Annotated in this window: 14 protein-coding genes; 6 read left to right on the forward strand and 8 right to left on the reverse strand. The window is 62.4% G+C overall.

The features are described 5' to 3' along the window. Positions 1 to 133: 133 nt before the first annotated feature. The 3 genes from IWX65_RS15950 to IWX65_RS15960 form a co-directional block, all read right to left on the reverse strand. Positions 134 to 691: a copper resistance CopC family protein gene (locus IWX65_RS15950; RefSeq protein WP_196884423.1), complete on the reverse strand. Its 558-nt coding sequence runs from the start codon at positions 689 to 691 to the stop codon at positions 134 to 136. A 76-nt stretch (positions 692 to 767) separates the two neighbouring features. Next, positions 768 to 1,532, reverse strand: a complete 765-nt coding sequence (locus IWX65_RS15955) for a YcnI family copper-binding membrane protein (protein WP_196884425.1) — start codon at positions 1,530 to 1,532, stop codon at positions 768 to 770. A gap of 146 nt (positions 1,533 to 1,678) precedes the next feature. Beyond that, entirely contained in the window at positions 1,679 to 2,305 is a 627-nt protein-coding gene (locus tag IWX65_RS15960; protein ID WP_196884427.1) for a hypothetical protein, read from the reverse strand. A 751-nt stretch (positions 2,306 to 3,056) separates the two neighbouring features. Between IWX65_RS15960 and IWX65_RS15965 the strand changes: the two genes are divergently transcribed. The 3 genes from IWX65_RS15965 (at position 3,057) to IWX65_RS15975 (ending at position 9,410) form a co-directional block, all read left to right on the forward strand. Further along, the gene (locus IWX65_RS15965; RefSeq protein ID WP_196884429.1) at positions 3,057 to 3,704 is read left to right on the forward strand and encodes a recombinase family protein; all 648 of its coding nucleotides are present in this window, start codon (positions 3,057 to 3,059) and stop codon (positions 3,702 to 3,704) included. A 184-nt stretch (positions 3,705 to 3,888) separates the two neighbouring features. Further along, on the forward strand, positions 3,889 to 4,293 hold the full coding sequence (locus IWX65_RS15970) for a TnpV protein (RefSeq protein WP_196884430.1): 405 nt from the start codon (positions 3,889 to 3,891) through the stop codon (positions 4,291 to 4,293). Positions 4,294 to 4,388: 95 nt separating this feature from the next. Beyond that, positions 4,389 to 9,410: a helicase-related protein gene (locus IWX65_RS15975; protein WP_196884432.1), complete on the forward strand. Its 5,022-nt coding sequence runs from the start codon at positions 4,389 to 4,391 to the stop codon at positions 9,408 to 9,410. Positions 9,411 to 9,480: 70 nt separating this feature from the next. Here IWX65_RS15975 and IWX65_RS15980 read toward each other — a convergent pair whose 3' ends face one another. Next, the gene (locus tag IWX65_RS15980) at positions 9,481 to 9,780 is read right to left on the reverse strand and encodes a hypothetical protein (protein WP_196884434.1); all 300 of its coding nucleotides are present in this window, start codon (positions 9,778 to 9,780) and stop codon (positions 9,481 to 9,483) included. Between the two features lie 48 nt (positions 9,781 to 9,828). Next, complete coding sequence (locus IWX65_RS15985) at positions 9,829 to 10,050, reverse strand: helix-turn-helix transcriptional regulator (RefSeq protein WP_196884436.1); 222 nt, start codon at positions 10,048 to 10,050, stop codon at positions 9,829 to 9,831. Positions 10,051 to 10,466: 416 nt separating this feature from the next. Here IWX65_RS15985 and mobC point away from each other — a divergent pair, with 416 nt between their 5' ends. The 3 genes from mobC to IWX65_RS16000 are packed head-to-tail and all read left to right on the forward strand — an operon-like array spanning position 10,467 to position 13,282. Continuing rightward, positions 10,467 to 10,901 (forward strand): plasmid mobilization relaxosome protein MobC, encoded by a 435-nt coding sequence (gene mobC, locus IWX65_RS15990; protein WP_334683936.1) that lies wholly within the window; start codon positions 10,467 to 10,469, stop codon positions 10,899 to 10,901. Then, positions 10,898 to 12,496 (forward strand): relaxase/mobilization nuclease domain-containing protein, encoded by a 1,599-nt coding sequence (locus IWX65_RS15995; RefSeq protein ID WP_196884438.1) that lies wholly within the window; start codon positions 10,898 to 10,900, stop codon positions 12,494 to 12,496. Before mobC ends, IWX65_RS15995 begins: the two co-directional genes overlap by 4 nt. Before the next feature lie 3 nt (positions 12,497 to 12,499). Continuing rightward, positions 12,500 to 13,282 (forward strand): hypothetical protein, encoded by a 783-nt coding sequence (locus IWX65_RS16000; RefSeq protein ID WP_334683937.1) that lies wholly within the window; start codon positions 12,500 to 12,502, stop codon positions 13,280 to 13,282. A 528-nt stretch (positions 13,283 to 13,810) separates the two neighbouring features. Here IWX65_RS16000 and IWX65_RS16005 read toward each other — a convergent pair. The 3 genes from IWX65_RS16005 to IWX65_RS16015 all read right to left on the reverse strand — a co-directional run bounded on the left by IWX65_RS16005 (position 13,811) and on the right by IWX65_RS16015 (position 15,732). After that, positions 13,811 to 14,413: an RES family NAD+ phosphorylase gene (locus IWX65_RS16005; protein ID WP_196884439.1), complete on the reverse strand. Its 603-nt coding sequence runs from the start codon at positions 14,411 to 14,413 to the stop codon at positions 13,811 to 13,813. Positions 14,414 to 14,442: 29 nt separating this feature from the next. Then, positions 14,443 to 15,024 carry a hypothetical protein gene (locus tag IWX65_RS16010; protein WP_196884440.1) on the reverse strand — a complete coding sequence of 194 codons (582 nt, stop codon included), beginning with the start codon at positions 15,022 to 15,024 and terminating at the stop codon, positions 14,443 to 14,445. 348 nt (positions 15,025 to 15,372) lie between these two features. Further along, a complete protein-coding gene (locus IWX65_RS16015; RefSeq protein ID WP_196884441.1) occupies positions 15,373 to 15,732 on the reverse strand; it encodes a hypothetical protein in 360 nt (119 codons plus the stop codon). Between the last annotated feature and the right edge of the window lie 491 nt (positions 15,733 to 16,223).

The raw sequence follows: 16,223 nt of genomic DNA on the forward strand, positions 1-16,223 counted from the left end.
CTGAACGCGTTCGCGATTACCTTCGCGGGCCGGTTCGAGAAAACCAACCACTAATGAAAACGCCGGACCCCACACACCGTTTATCGGACAGTCCCGTTCCGCCCACTGTGAGCGTCGGAAAGCGTCGGTGCGGTTAGTTCGTCAGGCGTCGGCGGACGAACAAGACAAGTCCCGCCAGGACGGCGGTCATGGCAATGCCGGCGAGGATCAGAAGCGGAACATTCGCGCCCTGGGATGATTCCGTAGTCGTGGATGCTTCCGCTGGTTCGCTGCCTGGTTTCGGTGCGGCAGCTTCCTGACCTTCGTTCACGGTAAATGCGAAGGAGCCCTCGATGGCGTGGCTGTCGGAGGAAACGACACGCCACTGCACTTGGTAGGTTCCTGCGGGCGCGCCTGGCCGGGTGGGCTGGGTCGCCACGTTATTGGTGATGCTCACTGCACCGTCGGCCCAGTCTGTGCCGGAAGGATCGGTGATGATCACCTCGGATCCGATGGCGGCCGGGGCATTGGTGAAGGTCAGCTCGATTGCCTCGGGCAGGGTTTGGACTGTTGCTCCCTCCGTGGGGGAGCTGAGGCTTAGTTCATCGTGGGCCGCAGCCGGGGCGGCGAAGACCAGGATGGAAAAAAGGACTGCGGCCAGCAGTGCAGCAAACGAAAGGAACGGGTTCTTATGGTGGGTACGGGGGGTCATGATGATCTTTTCCTGAAGGTTCTGGCCGGGGTTCCTGCCGTCGCACGTCGGTGAAACCCCGGCCAGAAGAATATGGTTAGCTGTTGCGTAGTTTGCGGGTCCGCAGGAGAGCGAAAACACCGGCGCCAAGACCCAGCACCCCGGCCACTAGCCCGAGCGTCCCCAAGGTGATGGCGCTGGTGTCATCTGTCGTGGCGGATGCGGTCTCGGTGTCTGATGCCGTCGTGTCCTGGTCCGTACCGGAAGCGGTTTCCGCCTCGGCGGCAGCCGGGTCTGCCTCGGTTGTGTCCTCGGAGGTGGTGATAAAGGACGGGGCCGGGCTCTCGGGCTCTTCCTCGCCTTCCACCGCAGGCTCTTCCCAGTTCCTGACGCTGCCATCGGTGTAGGACTGGGCGGCCGGGAGCATGACCGTTGTGCCTGCCTCTGGAAGCTTGCCCACCGAGATGGAAAACGTTTGGTACTGATCCGAGGTGATCTGGTGGGCCTCATCATTGGCGGTCCACACCACGGACAAAGGTGCTTCGGTGATGGTCGCCCCGTCAACGGTGACCGGTTCGGGAAGTTCACCGCGGATGACTTCAGCGGTCCACCCCTCAACAGGCTTGGCCCTAACTGAGCTGAACGGCGTGTCAGTGGGCAGTTGAACTTCGAGCTTGTTCGTTTTGGCTGTTTCGGATTCGCTGGGAACGTTGAACGTCAGCCGGGAGTAACTGCCGCCGGTGGTGGACTCCGGAGTAACAGAGACGTGTGCCGATGCGGCGCCGAGTCCGATGAGCATCAGGCCCGCGGTGAGAGTTGTTGCTGCTGCGGCTTTGAGTGGGCGTGCGGAAGTGGTTTTCATGATGTGTGTTGTGCCTTTCGCGGTGTGCGGCGCTGCGCGATTGAAGAGAAGGCAGCAGCCAGCACGGAATGGGGGAGGATGAATCAAACAAGAGTTGACGTATCCCGTGGTCCCATCCAACGAACAAACAAATTAGACGGGCATCGTCACGGGAAAACCAGCCGTGCGGGCGGACCACGCACAGCATCGAGCCGCAGATTGCGCCACGGCGCAGGCGGCACAAGAACATCCGCGACGGCGGGTATCCGGCAATCAGGAACAATCGGCGCGAGTTGTAGCGCCCGGATGAGGGTCCGCAGCCAGGCCAGCAGCTGCCAGAGAGCTTCTTCGCCCTTCCGCAGGACCCAGGCCATGGCCAGGACCGCCAACGCATGGCCGGTGAGCATCAGAATCGAAGTACCGTGGCTCGCAAGCAAGGCTGCCGATGCCTCCGGTGAAAGACACTCAATGCCGGCCGCGGGACCGTGATGGGCCGGACGCGCAGTCGTCGCCGACTGGCAGATCGCACCGCCGGCGAACGCCGAGAAAGCGCCGTGCAGAAGAACCTGCCCGCCGCCTAGAATCATTAGGAGTGTTTTGAGTGAAAGTTCACGCCCCGCAAGGGCGGTTACCGGCACCAGCAGCAGGATGGCCAGCAGAATAAAAATGGCCGGGGCGGGTAGATGTTCTCCGCCGATAACGTGGGCTCCGGAAGCCAGCGCCAGAACGAGAGCCGTGACGAGAAACGCGCGGAAAAAACGCAGCGCGCCTCCTTGGCTCACGATGTCCTCCAACCCGCCTTCGCTTTCGGTGACAACTTCTCACTGACCAATTCGTTGAAACCATCTACATGGATGGTTTCAAAGGGATGGTTCCAATTCGATCATAGAGCGGAACCCTGCCTACAAGCACGCAGCACCGCCCATCGCAATCAGCCCGCTACTTCACAGCCGGCATCATCCGCTGCATGGAAAGAGGTCAGCGTGCAGACGACTTTGGACATCCCGTGCAAACGACTTCGAAAAACGACAACTGTCGTTTTTCGAAGTCGTTTGCACGGGCTTCCGCGGAAGTACGGGGGTAGTGCAGACGGGTGTGAACAGATGGGTGTTCGAACCCGTCTGCACAACAGGTATTTTGTGTCGAAGTCGTCTGCACTACCGTTAACTATGGCTCCGGAGATTCTGCACCATGGGTGACTGGCCCGGCTAACGATGAATTGCTGATCGTTGAGCGTGGTCTCTTGGCTATGTCCGATGCGGCACGGGATCAGGCGGGACGTCAAACAGCTATCATCGCCTCGTTGGCCGCTTTGGTCTTCGTCGGCCACGTAACGGCGGACGACGCGGCCGCGTCGTCGGCACCCGCGTTAGGGGCTGAGTGCAGACGAGTTCGGACATTCCGTGCAAACGACTTCGAAAAATGACAGACAGTGCACCACTCGAACTCCCCTGGTTTTCTGCTCTCTAACCAAGTGCGAAACGTGTACTGTCATAACGCGAGGGTGATACGGATTTTGCGACCCTCCGGACTGGGGGAGGACACATGGATCGACCGGAACGCCTCGACGGCGTAGAGGAGCCACGTTTGGTGCCTGAGGGCGTCCTAATCGGATACGCCCGCGTGTCGACCCTGGACCAGAACCTCGAGGCGCAGACCCGTCAGCTGGTCGACGCTGGTTGCTACGACGTCTACGCGGACCACGGGAAGTCAGGGGCGACAATGACCCGCCCCAAGCTGGAGCAGTGTCTCCGCGCACTGCAACCAGGCAATACCCTCGTGGTGACCAAGCTCGACAGGTTGGGCCGGACAGTGCGAGGGCTCGTAGAACTACTGGACTCGCTGCACGAGCGAGGCATCATGTTCCGGTCCCTTGATGAGGGCATCGACACCACCACGGCCTCGGGCCGGCTGATGTTCAACATCATCGCCAGCGTCGCGGAAATGGAACGCGAGCTGATCCGGGAACGGACGAAGGCCGGCCTCGCCGTCGCTACAGGGAAGGGCGGCCGCCCGCCGCGCCTCCAACCCCACGATGTCGTGGAAGCCCGACGTCTGAGGGAGCAGGAGAAGCTGACCGTCGAAGCCATTGCGAAGAGGTTCAAGGTCCACCGCTCCACGATTATTCGCGCACTGCGTACCGACGGGCTCGCGGGCGCTGGCTACAGAGAGGGTCAGAGTGGTTGCAAATGAGCCATGGCGTACCAAAGTGACGTTTCCGTCGAGTAGCGCAGGGCGCTCGGTACGGTGGGAGAAGTATTCCCACCGGCACCAGGGGGCCCGAAGATGGCACGATCGCGCAAGCGCAACCACATTGATGGACAAGTAACTCTCGACCTAGACGCATTTCTTTTCGCACCACCAGAGGAGGTTCTCGATGAACAAGTACGGCAAATTCGCGCAGGAGACCTGGAAGATGACGGCCCCGTCGCAGTACGCCCTGATCCCGGACCCGGACGAGTGGTTCCGGAAGCTGGGCGAGGAAGCGATGAACCAGGTAGGGGAGCTGCAGTACCAGATCGCGGGACCGGACCCGGAGGACGAGACGTATCTGGAGAAAGTGGGCCGGCTGAACGCCTCGAGGATGCAGGCCGAGGAAATCGTGAGGGCGGAGATGTTGACGCCGGACGTGATGGAGACGGAGGGCGACGACTCGGACGAGGACCTGCCGGAGTCGACCAGGTTGATGCACGAGATACTGCAGTCGTTCAACCACGGGTATCAGGAGGACTTGGAGACGCTGAGGGCCGAGGAGATGGACCAGAACAGCCAGCGCCCGTAGTACCAGCCGCACCCGAGGGTCGCTTCATTCCTGCGCGGCAGGATGATCTAGCCCCGTCCGGTGCCCGAGCCCGCTTCCAGGCCAACGTTGCTGCGTTGCGCGTCCTGCGCGAGCTGCAGGACCAGGACCGGGCAGCCACCGCACAGGAGCGTGCCGTGCTGGCACGGTGGGGGAGCTGGGGTGCCACAGGTGTTGCTGAGGTGTTCGATGAGACCCGAGGTGAGTACGAAGCTGACCGTACCGAGCTGCGCGAGCTGCTGAGCGAGAGCGAGTACCGAGCCGCGAACCGGACCGTCATCAACGCCCACTACACCGACCCAGCCCTCGCCACGGAACTCTGGCAGACCCTCAACACGCTTGGTTTCGATGGCGGCCGCGTGCTCGAACCTGGATCAGGTGCCGGCACCTTCATCGGCCTCGCGCCGGACACCGCGACCATGACTGGTGTGGAGCTGGACCCGATCACCGCAGGCATCTCCCAAGCCCTCTACCCGGACGCTGACATCCGCGCAGAGTCGTTCGCTGACACGCGCCTGCCTACCGGTTACTTCGACGCCGCGGTCGGCAACGTCCCGTTCGCCAAGACCAGGCTGCACGACCCACGACACAACGCCGGCAACCACTCGATGCACAACCACTTCATCATCAAGTCCCTCGACCTCACCCGGCCCGGTGGTGTCGTCGGTGTCATCTCCTCCGCCTTCACCATGGACGCGCAGAACCCGGCTGCCCGCCGCGAAATCTACGAGACAGCCGACCTTCTCGGCGCCGTCCGCCTGCCGACAGGTGCCCACCGCCGCGCCGCCGGCACCGACGCCCTCACAGACGTCCTGATCTTCCGCAAACGCCTCCCGGGCGAGGACCCGCTCAGCCCACAGTGGCTCGAATCGCGTGTCCTGTCCGCAGGGGAGGACAGGGAACCGGACGCCGCGCGAGATGCTGTGCAAGATGCCGGCCCGGACGTGGCCCGGATGAACGCCTACTTCATCGACAACCCACAGCGCGTACTGGGTGAGCCCGTCGTGGGCAACGGCATGTACGGATCAGCGACGCTCACCGTACGCAACGAGGATCTGCGCTCCGTACCGGAGCAACTGCACAACCAGCTGCAGGACCTTTCCTTCACGGCCGTCGACGCCGGCAGGGGAGTGGCAGAGCGTCAGGCCGGGCAGACCATCGAGTCCGTGGCCATCGTCCCTGCAGGAAAGCAGCTCCAGGTCGGTCACATCATGTCAGATCCGGACGGCACCTTCCGGCAGGTCGACATCGACGGATCAATCGCCCCGTTGAAGGTCCCCGCGACCCAGGCACGGGAACTGCGGGCCCTGCTACGGCTCCGCGACCTTGCCCGCTCCGTGCTCACGCTCGAGGCGAGCAACGTGGAAGACACCCCGGAGCTCGAAGCCGAACGCGCCAACCTGCGGAGCTCCTACAGCACCTACGTGGATTCCTTCGGCCCGATCAACCGGTTTACCGAGCGCCGTACCGGGAAGGTCAACGATGCCGGTGAGGACATCATGGCCAGGGTGACACCGAAGGCGGTGGCGTTGCTGCGCAGCGACCCCTTCGGGCCGATCGTCCCGGCCCTGGAGCGGTTCGACGAAGCCAGCCAAACGACGACTCCGGCTGCACTGCAGCGCGGCCGCCAAGTCCAGCCACGCCAACCCATCCGAGGAGTCGACACCCCGGCTGAGGCCCTTGCGGTCACCTTGGACGCCCGAGGCGAAGTTGACCTCACCGAGATAGCCAGTCTGCTCGGCGTCGACCCAGCAGCCGCCAGGGATGCACTAGGGGAGCTGGTGTACGACATTCCGGGTGAACCCGGTGTCATGGAAACGCGAGCCGAGTACCTCAGCGGCAACATTCGGGAGAAACTCGACGTCGCCACCGGCGCCGCGGCCGATGACGAGCGATTCCTCCGCAACGTCGAGGACCTGAAAGCGGCCATACCGCTGCCGTTGGGTGCGGATGAAATCGAAGCCCGTATCGGTTCCATCTGGATCTCGGCCGACATCCACCAGGAGTTCCTGCAGACCATCACACGGGACCGGCAGGCACGCGTAGACCGGGTGACCGGCGCGAACTGGGACGTCCAGGCGAACAGGCACAGCTTTCTCGCCCGCAATGACTGGGGCACCGAGCGGATGCCGGCGGGCGAAATCTTCAAGTGCCTGCTCGAGCAAAAGCGCGTCCAGGTCACCGACCCAGACCCTGACCCGGAGAGCCAGCGGCGCATCCTTAACCCTGTGGAGACAGCATCGGCGCAGGAGAAGGCTCAGTTGATGCAGGACCGTTTCGGGGAGTGGGTGTGGGAGGACGCCGACCGCGCTATAGCCCTTACGGACGAGTACAACCGACGTTTCAACTCGCTTGTGCTGCGCGACTACACCGTGGAAGGTGAACGCCTCACCCTGCCCGGGCTCATCAAGGACTGGAAGCCCCGACCACACCAGCTGGCCGCCGTGGCGCGCATGATTTCCGAGCCGTCGGTGGGACTCTTCCACGAGGTCGGGGCGGGTAAGACCGCCGAGATGGTTATGGGGTCGATGGAGCTGCGCCGCTTGGGCATGGCCCGCAAACCCGCGATCGTCGTGCCGAATCACATGCTCGATCAGTTCGCCCGTGAGTGGTTGCAGATCTATCCTCAGGCACAGATCCTCGCCGCCTCGTCCGCTGACCTTGCCGGCGACAAGCGCCGACAGTTCGTCGCCCGCGCGGCCGCGAACGACTGGGACGCAGTCATCATGACGCGCACCGCGTTAGAACGCATCCCGCTCTCCGCGGAATCCGAGGCCGAATACCTCACTCGCGAGGTAGACCGGAAGCGTCAGGAAATCCTAGCCGCGAAGGAACGGGCACTCGAAAGCGGCAATAAGGCGATTAGCGTCAAGAAGCTGGAGTCGCGCCTGCAGGCCGATGAGGAGAAGATCAAACGACTCCGCGAAACCCCTGCCGACCCAGGCATCACCTTCGAGCAGACAGGCATCGACTATCTGGTCGTGGACGAGCTCCACGACTTCAAGAACCTCTCGACCGCCTCGAACATCCAGGACGCGGCAATTGACGGGTCCAAGCGTGCATCAGACCTTCACGCGAAGGTCGAGTACCTGCGCAGCGTGCACGGTGACCGGGTGATCACCGGTGCGACGGCGACGCCGATCGCCAACAGCGTCACCGAGATGTACGTGATGCAGCGCTACCTCCGCCCGGACCTGCTCGAGAAGGCCGGTATCAACGACTTCGACACGTGGGCTGCGACCTTCGGCCAGGTCGTGACCGAGATGGAGATGACCGTCGCCGGCGGCGACAGCTTCAAGATGAAGGAACGGTTCTCGAAGTTCCAGAACGTGCCCGAGCTGCTGAAGATGTTCCACACCTTCGCGGACGTGAAGACCGCCGAGGACCTGCAGCTGCCCGTCCCTGACATCGAGGAACGCGAGGACGGCAGGCGCCTTCCCCGGATGGTCGCCGTCGAGCCGTCCATCGAGCTCGAGGCGTACATCGCGGACATTGCAGATCGCGCCGAGAAGATCCAGGCACGTCTGGTGGATCCGACTGAGGACAACATGCTGAAGATTTCCAGCGACGGACGAAAAGCCGCCCTCGACATGCGCTTGGTTGATCCGGAACTCGACGCCATGGTCGGGGCCACGAAGATCAGTGCCACCGCGGACCTCTTGGCGACCGTGTACGAGGAGAACAAGGACCGCGTCTACGCGGACCCGGAAACGGGAGACCCGCACCCGACGCCTGGCGCTCTACAGATCGTTTTCTGCGACCTTGGCACGCCCTCGGACAAGTGGAACGTGTATGAGCAGCTCCGCGAGGACCTGGTGCAGCGAGGCGTGCCCGCGCACAAGGTGCGCTTCGCGCACGAGGCGAAGAACGACGCCGAGAAGGGCCGGCTCTTCGAGGCCTGCCGGACCGGGGATGTCGCCGTGCTGGTCGGATCGACACAGAAGATGGGTACGGGTACGAACATGCAGGCCCGCGCCGTGCACCTGGTCGACCTCGACGCACCATGGCGGCCGGCTGACGTTTCCCAACGTCACGGCCGCATCATCCGGCAAGGTAATCAGAACCCTGAGGTCGGCATCTCGCAGGTGGTGACCAAGGGGTCGTTCGACACTTTCATGTGGCAGACGCTGGAGCGTAAGAGCAAGTTCATCGACCAGATCATGCGTGGTCGATTCGACGTCCGCGAGATCGAGGACGTAGGAGATAACACCTTGTCTTTCGCGGAGGTCAAAGCCATCTCCAGCGGTAACCCGCTCATCCTGGAGAAGTCCAAAGCCGATCAGGAACTGACCCGCCTGCAGCGCCTTGAGCGCGGCTGGCACCGCAACCAGGCAGCGCTCAGCCGGCGCAAGGACAGCGCCATCATCCGTGGCAAAGCACTCGCCACGGAACTGCCCGCTCTGAAGGAAGCAGCTGCACGCACAACGCCCGACGTCGGAGGTGATGCCTTCCGCATGACCATCAACGGTAGGACCGTCGACAAGCGCACCGACGCTGTGGACGCGCTGCGCACGTGGGCGGACAGGAACGCAGCAGGACGACCCCCTATCCAGGGGTCGAAGGACCTTGGTGTGATGGCCTCCATCGGCGGTCACGACATCAGGTTCGTGCAGGGCCAAGCGAACATGGTCGAGATGGGTGCGTCCAAGGTCGAGTTGCAGATCGAGGGCGCACCTGGCGTGGCCGTGGAGCTCAAACGAAATGATGCGCTGTTCCCGACTGTCGGAGTGATTCAGCGCCTCGAGAATCAGGTGACGCGGCTACCTGATGAGGTGGTGAAGCGTGAGCGTCAACTGGAGGAAGCGCGCCAGGAATACCGGGACGCAGCGAACGCTCTGAACCAACCATTCAAGTACACCGAGGCCCTCGAACAGGCGAGGTGGGATGTCGAGCGGATAGGCCGCGAGATGCGAGGTGAAGACGCTACGCAGACCTCGCTCACCCCCGAGTTGGATGAGTTGAAGAGACACATGCGAGCGAGCTTCCCGAACCCACCATCGCCTGGTAAACCACCAGAGCAGACCGGTCAGACCCGTCCAGACGATCACGCTCCGGACGTCGATCCGGACCGCGATAAGGATCAGGGAATGGAACTCTAGAAAACCGTTCGAAGACAAAGGGAAGGCTCCTACCTGAGGTAGGAGCCTTCCCTTTGCTGTCACTTAAGAGTCACTCGGTACCGGTGCCGGCAGATACTTCCGCAACGCTGGAGTCGGTCGAGGTGCGTCGCGCCCGTCGTTTGGCTACTCCGCCGGACTCCAGGCCGAGCTTCTTCAGTTCGTCCTCGCTCCAGCCGTCCTTGGTTGCCCGGACATATGCCTTCTTGTCCTCGCGCTCAGCTTCGGCAAGTTCCTCGCGCAGTTCTTCCACACGCTTCCGCGCGAGGGTCAGATCGGTGACGGATTCGATGCGTGAGTCGAGGAGTTTGCGTGCCTGGTTCTTGGTGGTTTCGAGGTCGATAGTAGTCATGCACTCACCTTAATCCGGGTGTCCGACGAAAGGAATACGCACCGTCGTTCAGTGGCCGGCGGGGTAGTCGTGGAGGTAGGCGTTGTCCGGGTCGTTGAACCAGTCGGTGACGTCGTCAGAGTCGTACCTGATTGTGTTCCGTCCGAGCACGTAGAACGAGGGGCCGTCGCCTGTGCGACGCCACCTCGCCAGCTCTGTCGTGGTCACGCCGTAGAGCGCAGCCACGTCCCTCGGTGCAAGTATCGCGCCCACCTGGAGTCCTGCTTTCATCTCTGCCCCCGTTCCTTTCGGCAATGCCGTCATCACTTGGACGCGAAGTGAATTGGCAAGGTGGAGAGGGCGGACCGTGGAATACCGGAGCGGAGCGAGGATATGCCGCGAAAGCCGTCCTCGGAGCCTTGCCAAGAGAAGGGCGGACAGTACATTCATCAGCCGAAACGGAACGGCGCAGCCGTGAGGACCAATCCCGACGCAAAGCGTCTTCCGAAAGCATGAACACCCCGCCCGGCACAGACCGCTCCGCAAGAGCTTTCCCAACCACCTGCGGAGCAAGCTATGTGTTTATGTGCCATAAACGCGACTCGCCGCTGGCGCCTGTGGCTGGGCGGTGACACACTGGGGGTGTGGGGCCTTGCGTTGGAGGGGCGCTGCGCTGGGCCTGAAGATCAAGAACAGGAGGACGAGCGGTGGCTGAGCAGGGGACTGAGAACCACGAGCAGGAGCCCGCTGCGCGTCCTCCTAGTGCCACCAAGCGGCATGTGTGGTCTTCCCGGCGCAAGCGCATCGAAGGAAAGACCGTGTACGTGCGGGTGTCGATGTCCGAGATGGAGCGTGCCCAGCTGCTGCAGCTGGAAGCTCAGACCGGTCTGTCGCCGTCCGCGATTCTCGTGGATGCAGCCCTTGGTTCAGGGGATCCGGCAGTGCTGACCGTTCGGAAGCAGGAGCTTGTGACCCTGCTGACCATTCGCCGGCTGGTCGGTACGGCCGCGAACAACGTGAACCAGCTGGCACACCACGCGAACGCCACCGGTGAGGTCAAGGACAACGCCCTGGCTGCCGTGCAGGAAGCACGCCAGCTCATGCGCCAAATCGAAGCGAAGATGTACGAGTTGAAACCGTGATTCCGAACATCACCAAGGGCTCCCGCACCGTCGGTCTGATGAAATATCTCGTCGGACCGGGGAAGCGAAATGAGCACACCGACCCGCATCTGGTAGCGGGCAGCCCGGTCATCATGTCCTGGTTTGATGATGCCCAGCTCAATGACCAGTCCGCCGTCCTCGTCGCGGACGAGATCGACCTGAACAAGCGCATCAATGACGTGAAGATGGACAATCATGTCTGGCACTGCTCGCTGTCACTGCGCGACGACGAGCGTCCGGTGAGTGACCGCGAATGGGCGGACATGGCCGAGAAGTTCATGGACGACATGGGATTCACCGACGCTGGGGGTAAGGCGCCCTGTCAGTGGGTTGCTGTGCACCACGGCACGAGCATCGCGGGCAATGATCACATCCACATCGTCGCCTCCGGCGTCCGCGAAGACGGCACGAAGTGGAGTGACTGGTCGGACTTCCCCAAGGCGCAGACAGCAGCCCGTGGCCTTGAGAAGCAGTTCGGTCTTATCGAGCTCGGCCAGCACTCCGAGCGGGGATTGAAGCCCGCCGAGCAACGTAGCGATCGCCAGGTCGGAAGCACGAAGGAACCGGCACGTCACCGGCTCGAGCGGACCGTCCGATCCAGTGCGGTCGCCTCCGAGACCGAGGCTGAGTTCGTGCGCCGGCTACGCCGCGAGGATCTGCTGGTCAGTGCTCGTTTCGCGGACGGCGGCCGCTCGGTCGTCACAGGTTATTCCGTGGCGGAGCGACCGCCCAAGGGCATGGACCCGGTGTGGTTCGGTGGTGGAAAGCTCGCCAAAGACCTCACTCTCCCAGCGCTGCGTACCGCGTGGGCTGACACCCCCGAAGCATCCCAGGAGGCTGCTGAGGAGTGGTGGGCAGCTAAGCGTCAGCAGAGGATCGTGCACAGACAAGCACCGGACATGAGGCGTGGCACTCGTGCGGCGATGGTGGGAGAGTTGGCCGTCGATGAAGTCGAGGCCAGGAAGCTCGCACTTGACATGGCGAAGGCGCGCCGCGTCATGTCGTCGGTCGCGCTGGATGATCATCAGACGTGGGCGCACGTCGCAAGGGAGACCTCCGGTGTCCTCGGTGCGTGGTCGAAGGCCACAGAAGCCGACCCGGGGCCCCTCGCGCATGCCTCGCGCGTTCTTGCGCGTTCCGCCCACCGGTCAGGTGTCACCATCAGTGAGCCGGTGAAGCCAGGACTGCGGATGGCCGGCACCACATCATTCCTCCTCGCGGCCGCCACTGCGCCCTCACCGGTGGCGCAGACGCTCATCATGCAGCAGATGCTGCGCACGATCCGTGCGCTCCACGACATGCAGGCCAGCAACAACGAGCTCCGCGAAGCGCGCCTGCTCAACGAGACGGTGATAGAGCACCTGAGCATCGTGGGAGCACCGCTTCCAGATGTTCCCGAGCCACGGCTCCCAGCAGCAGAGACGGCACCGGAGACCGCTGTTGGCGTGGAGCGTAAGCCGGTGCCGGGACTTACGGAAGCCAAGCGGCCGCAGAGGACACCGCGGCGCACCTCGCGGGGTGCTGAGGACTACGAGACAGAGCTGCATATGCCGGACCAAGGGATAGGGAGATAGCAGATGAACCTCGACACACCTGATGGAGCCGAGGGCCTTTTCAGGCCTCAACTGCAGTCCGCGTTGGCTGTCGCCGGTCGCCTCGGTGAAATGCTCGCCCGTCAACGAGCCGAGCGCAACGAGCAGATGCTGCGGGCGCAGGAAGCGCAGCGACGCCAGCTCGAGGAACGCTTTGAAGCCGAACGCGCCGTGATGCGCACGCAGCTCGGAGCCGTCTATCAACCACAGTTCTGGGAATCAGCGAAGCCTGAGGACATTGCCTCGCAGTACGTCCTGGCGCAGCAATGGGAACCGTTCGATGACATGGCTCGCCTGTCCCGCGAACACATGCACGACGAGATCAAGACGCGATACGACCTGACACCCGAGGACTACCTCGAAGAGCACGGGCTCACGTCTCGCGGGATCACCGCAGATACCGGCACAACCGATGGGGAGCGGACCAGAACGGACCGGGACGCGCAGCGCGACCATGCAGAGGCTGAACGGCAGTCAGCGGCGGTCGTCACCGGGGATTTGCAGAACGACGTCGACACGCAGAACGCAGCTGCCAGCGCTGAGGAGCTCTGGGACTCAGGTGACCGCAGAGCGAAGCTCGCGGACTATCTAATGGAGCGGGTTGGAACGACAGAGGTCGGCAGAGAAGGTGTAGCTGCAGTGCTGACAGCCGACCTTAGCAACGGCACACCGCCCTCAGCGGCGGTGAGGGCCAAGCATCGCCCGTCCCGTCGTCGGGACGCGCCTGAACCAAAGCGCGTGAAGGAAAGGGACTTCGGCCTGGGCTAAATCCTGGTGCGGAGCCAAATGCAGAAAGGGGGCGACCACATGGTCGCCCCCTTTCTATGCTCGCCCCTCGCCCGTCAGTTTTCCGCTTCGTCTCGGTGTGGCGGGAGCGGATAGATCGACTCACTGGTGGCGTTCGCAAACTTGATTCCCATGACAGGATCCAGACTAAAGCGACGCGCTGCTATATCAATGCAGCAACGTACAACGGGCCCCCTGCCGGCCGCGGGCGAACATGCCGCAGCCTTCGGCCAGATCAGCTCGGAGAGCACCGGATAGGAGAGGGCTCCGCCCCCTTCCTGAACCGCAACTGGGTAAGTGGGTTATCGGTCCTGACGCGCAGGACTTTCTCGGTGGATCGCAGGAAGCGTCGCCATTACCTGAAGCGATCGCTACCGCGCTCGAGCTCGGCTCCGCCTGACGGACCCAATCGTGCGCTGCTCGCAGGCCGACCGACTCCATCCCCGCTCCATGCCGACCTCGAACAGCGACAGGGGTGGGGAAGCACTAGGCTCCCCACCCCTCAGGCGTTCATTTCTTCTTTAGCGGCGGCGGCGCAACCGCGAGGGGCACCGCGCTCATGGGCGGGTGGTCCTGAATCAAGTGCCGCAGGCTCGCGTCGACCAGCCCTATACGCCCGGACCACTTGTTCACGTGTCCCCACTTGGCTTCCTCTGCGTCACCGAACAGCGCCAGCGCGTTCCACTGCACACCCGAGGTGAACCTCGACGTGTAGGCCACGCCTCCATACCCCTCACCCGCGAGTGCAGCAGCCCACGCGCAGGGAACCTCGTAGGGCGGGGCCACTGTCGCCAGCTCGCGGTTCGCCCCGAACGTCACGGCCTTCTCGCTCGTGGTGTCAGCTGCCTGGATAGTGGCGGGCAGCCGCAGCTCGTAGAACTCCATCTTGTCGACGAACGCCGGGGACACCATCCCCGTGTGCAAGAGCGTTTCCCGCGCCTTTTCGCGGAAGGCTGTCTCGACGGTCGTTGCCAGGTAGCAGGTGCCCTTCGGCTTGGGGATGTCGAAGCGCTGGTTGAGGTCGAAGCCGAACCACCACGGACCGTAGCCCTTAATTGTGGCCCGATACAGCGGAAGCGTGTCCTCGATTTCGACGGCGGGGAACCCTGTCAAGGACCGGGATGGCTTCCTAATGGCAGCCGTCATGCGGCCCATGCCGTCGCGTCGCCGCGCGCGATGTTGAGGACGGCTTGCGGGTCACGGCCTTCGGTTAGCCACTGCACGGCAGACTTCCCATCGAGCTGGCCGGGGACCTCACTGGTGAGCCAGAGCGCCCACGTCCAGCCGTCCTTAATGCCTGTCGCCAGGACCTTTAGGACCTCGCGGAGTCCGGGGATGAGGGTACCGTCGTCTTGAAACTGCCAAACGGGGTAGACGAAGTAGCCCTCCTGCGTCTTACAGCCGATGATCGTGTCAGACTCGCGGCGGCGTCCTAACCCCTGCTTAGTGATGTCGAGCCACGCCATCAGGCCGCTGGGCTCGTAGAACGGGCCGACCTTTTCGGCCATGGCGTTGCTCTCCTGGGTCCGTGGCAGGGTCGCGGCCATTTTCTTGGCGAGCGAGTCGACGCTGACGCGGCTGCTGAGCAGGCTCACCTTGGGGTCATGTTCGATCTCGGCGCGGAGCGCTGTGAGGAGACTGTCGATCATGCGCTTCTGGGGGGCGTCGACGTTTGGGGCATGCCCGATCGGGTCTGGCTCTCCGCTGGCTGCACTTGCCTGCATGACTACCTCTCGTGGCGGGTCAACTGGTCACCTAATTCTATTGCAGAGAGGGTCAACTGGTCAACGGAATCAGGCTTTGAGGGACGTAGGGCAGGGATGAAATCTCCTGCCGGCGATAGCTACTGCATCACACAGCGGAGCACTGCGGGCCATGGCGCTCGTTGAGGTACACCTCAGACGTCGTCCGCACAATTACTCGTAGCGACGAATGCCCGACACGGTGCGTCGGTCACGGAGTCTGGGCGCGCTGGTTCACCACGGTTATCAAGAGTGGACGTATTCGCAGAAAATGCGAACAACCTCTTTACTACCTTACATAATATCAATTATCGGCAAATAGTCTTGAGGCTACCAGCGCTTCAGGACCACCTTCTCGTCGCCGGATAACAATGTTACCCACCTGCGTCCGATCTTTTGATTGCCTTGCGAAGATGGCTGGCTGGCTGAGCAAGCCAGATAGCCATCCTTCGCCACGCTTCGCAATTCGTCCTCAAGAGTTGCAAAATCTACATGGGCAAATTCGTATTGTTTACCTGCGCGTACTTTTCCGAGGGTAAATGTCAGGAAAGCAAGGTACTCGTCAATTATGTCAATGCGAATCTCTGGCACCCTTTGTATGACAATTGAAATATAGAGATCAGCACCATACGCACCTGAACATTCTTCAATTTCTGAATGAATCCTCAAAAGCGAAAGATTGAAAGTCATCATTTCTGCAAGGCGCTTTAAGGAAATATCCTTTCGGTTTGATCGTGACGTGATGTCAGTACCTCCTCTTCGCTCCCCATGCCCAGTCAATATGCCTCGATCGAGTGCGTGTGCTCGGCGTGGACCAAGTTGTACGAAATACGTGACGACCGGCTTGCTTTGTGCCAACGTAACCCCAGCCCGTGCGGATCGGCCCCTGATTGAAGCGGCCTTGCACGCCGCTCACAAACTTACGTCCGAACCACGCGGATCCGACTCCAACTCGTGAATTGTTGAACAAGACTCTTCCAGCGCCAGCGCCAGCGCCCCAACGAGTTCCTCCACCGATCGCTCCGAAAGCAGTGGAGCGAGCCAATCCCCCCCACCTGAAACGGTTAGACCATCCGTTTCTCGCGAGGGACTGTCCGATAAACGGTGTGTGGGGTCCGGCGTTTTCATTAGTGGTTGGTTTTCTCGAACCGGCCCGCGAAGGTAATCGCGAACGCGTTCAG

Origin of the sequence: Arthrobacter sp. CAN_A214, from assembly GCF_015751955.1 — a bacterium.
GTDB lineage: Bacteria > Actinomycetota > Actinomycetes > Actinomycetales > Micrococcaceae > Arthrobacter_D.

Bases quoted from the DNA above. Each gene is read 5' to 3' on its own strand.
- IWX65_RS15950 (WP_196884423.1), bottom strand. From the start codon at position 691: ATGACCCCCCGTACCCACCATAAGAACCCGTTCCTTTCGTTTGCTGCA.
- IWX65_RS15955 (WP_196884425.1), bottom strand. From the start codon at position 1,532: ATGAAAACCACTTCCGCACGCCCACTCAAAGCCGCAGCAGCAACAACT.
- IWX65_RS15965 (WP_196884429.1), top strand. From the start codon at position 3,057: ATGGATCGACCGGAACGCCTCGACGGCGTAGAGGAGCCACGTTTGGTG.
- IWX65_RS15970 (WP_196884430.1), top strand. From the start codon at position 3,889: ATGAACAAGTACGGCAAATTCGCGCAGGAGACCTGGAAGATGACGGCC.
- IWX65_RS15980 (WP_196884434.1), bottom strand. From the start codon at position 9,780: ATGACTACTATCGACCTCGAAACCACCAAGAACCAGGCACGCAAACTC.
- IWX65_RS15985 (WP_196884436.1), bottom strand. From the start codon at position 10,050: ATGAAAGCAGGACTCCAGGTGGGCGCGATACTTGCACCGAGGGACGTG.
- IWX65_RS16000 (WP_334683937.1), top strand. From the start codon at position 12,500: ATGAACCTCGACACACCTGATGGAGCCGAGGGCCTTTTCAGGCCTCAA.
- IWX65_RS16010 (WP_196884440.1), bottom strand. From the start codon at position 15,024: ATGCAGGCAAGTGCAGCCAGCGGAGAGCCAGACCCGATCGGGCATGCC.
- IWX65_RS16015 (WP_196884441.1), bottom strand. From the start codon at position 15,732: ATGACTTTCAATCTTTCGCTTTTGAGGATTCATTCAGAAATTGAAGAA.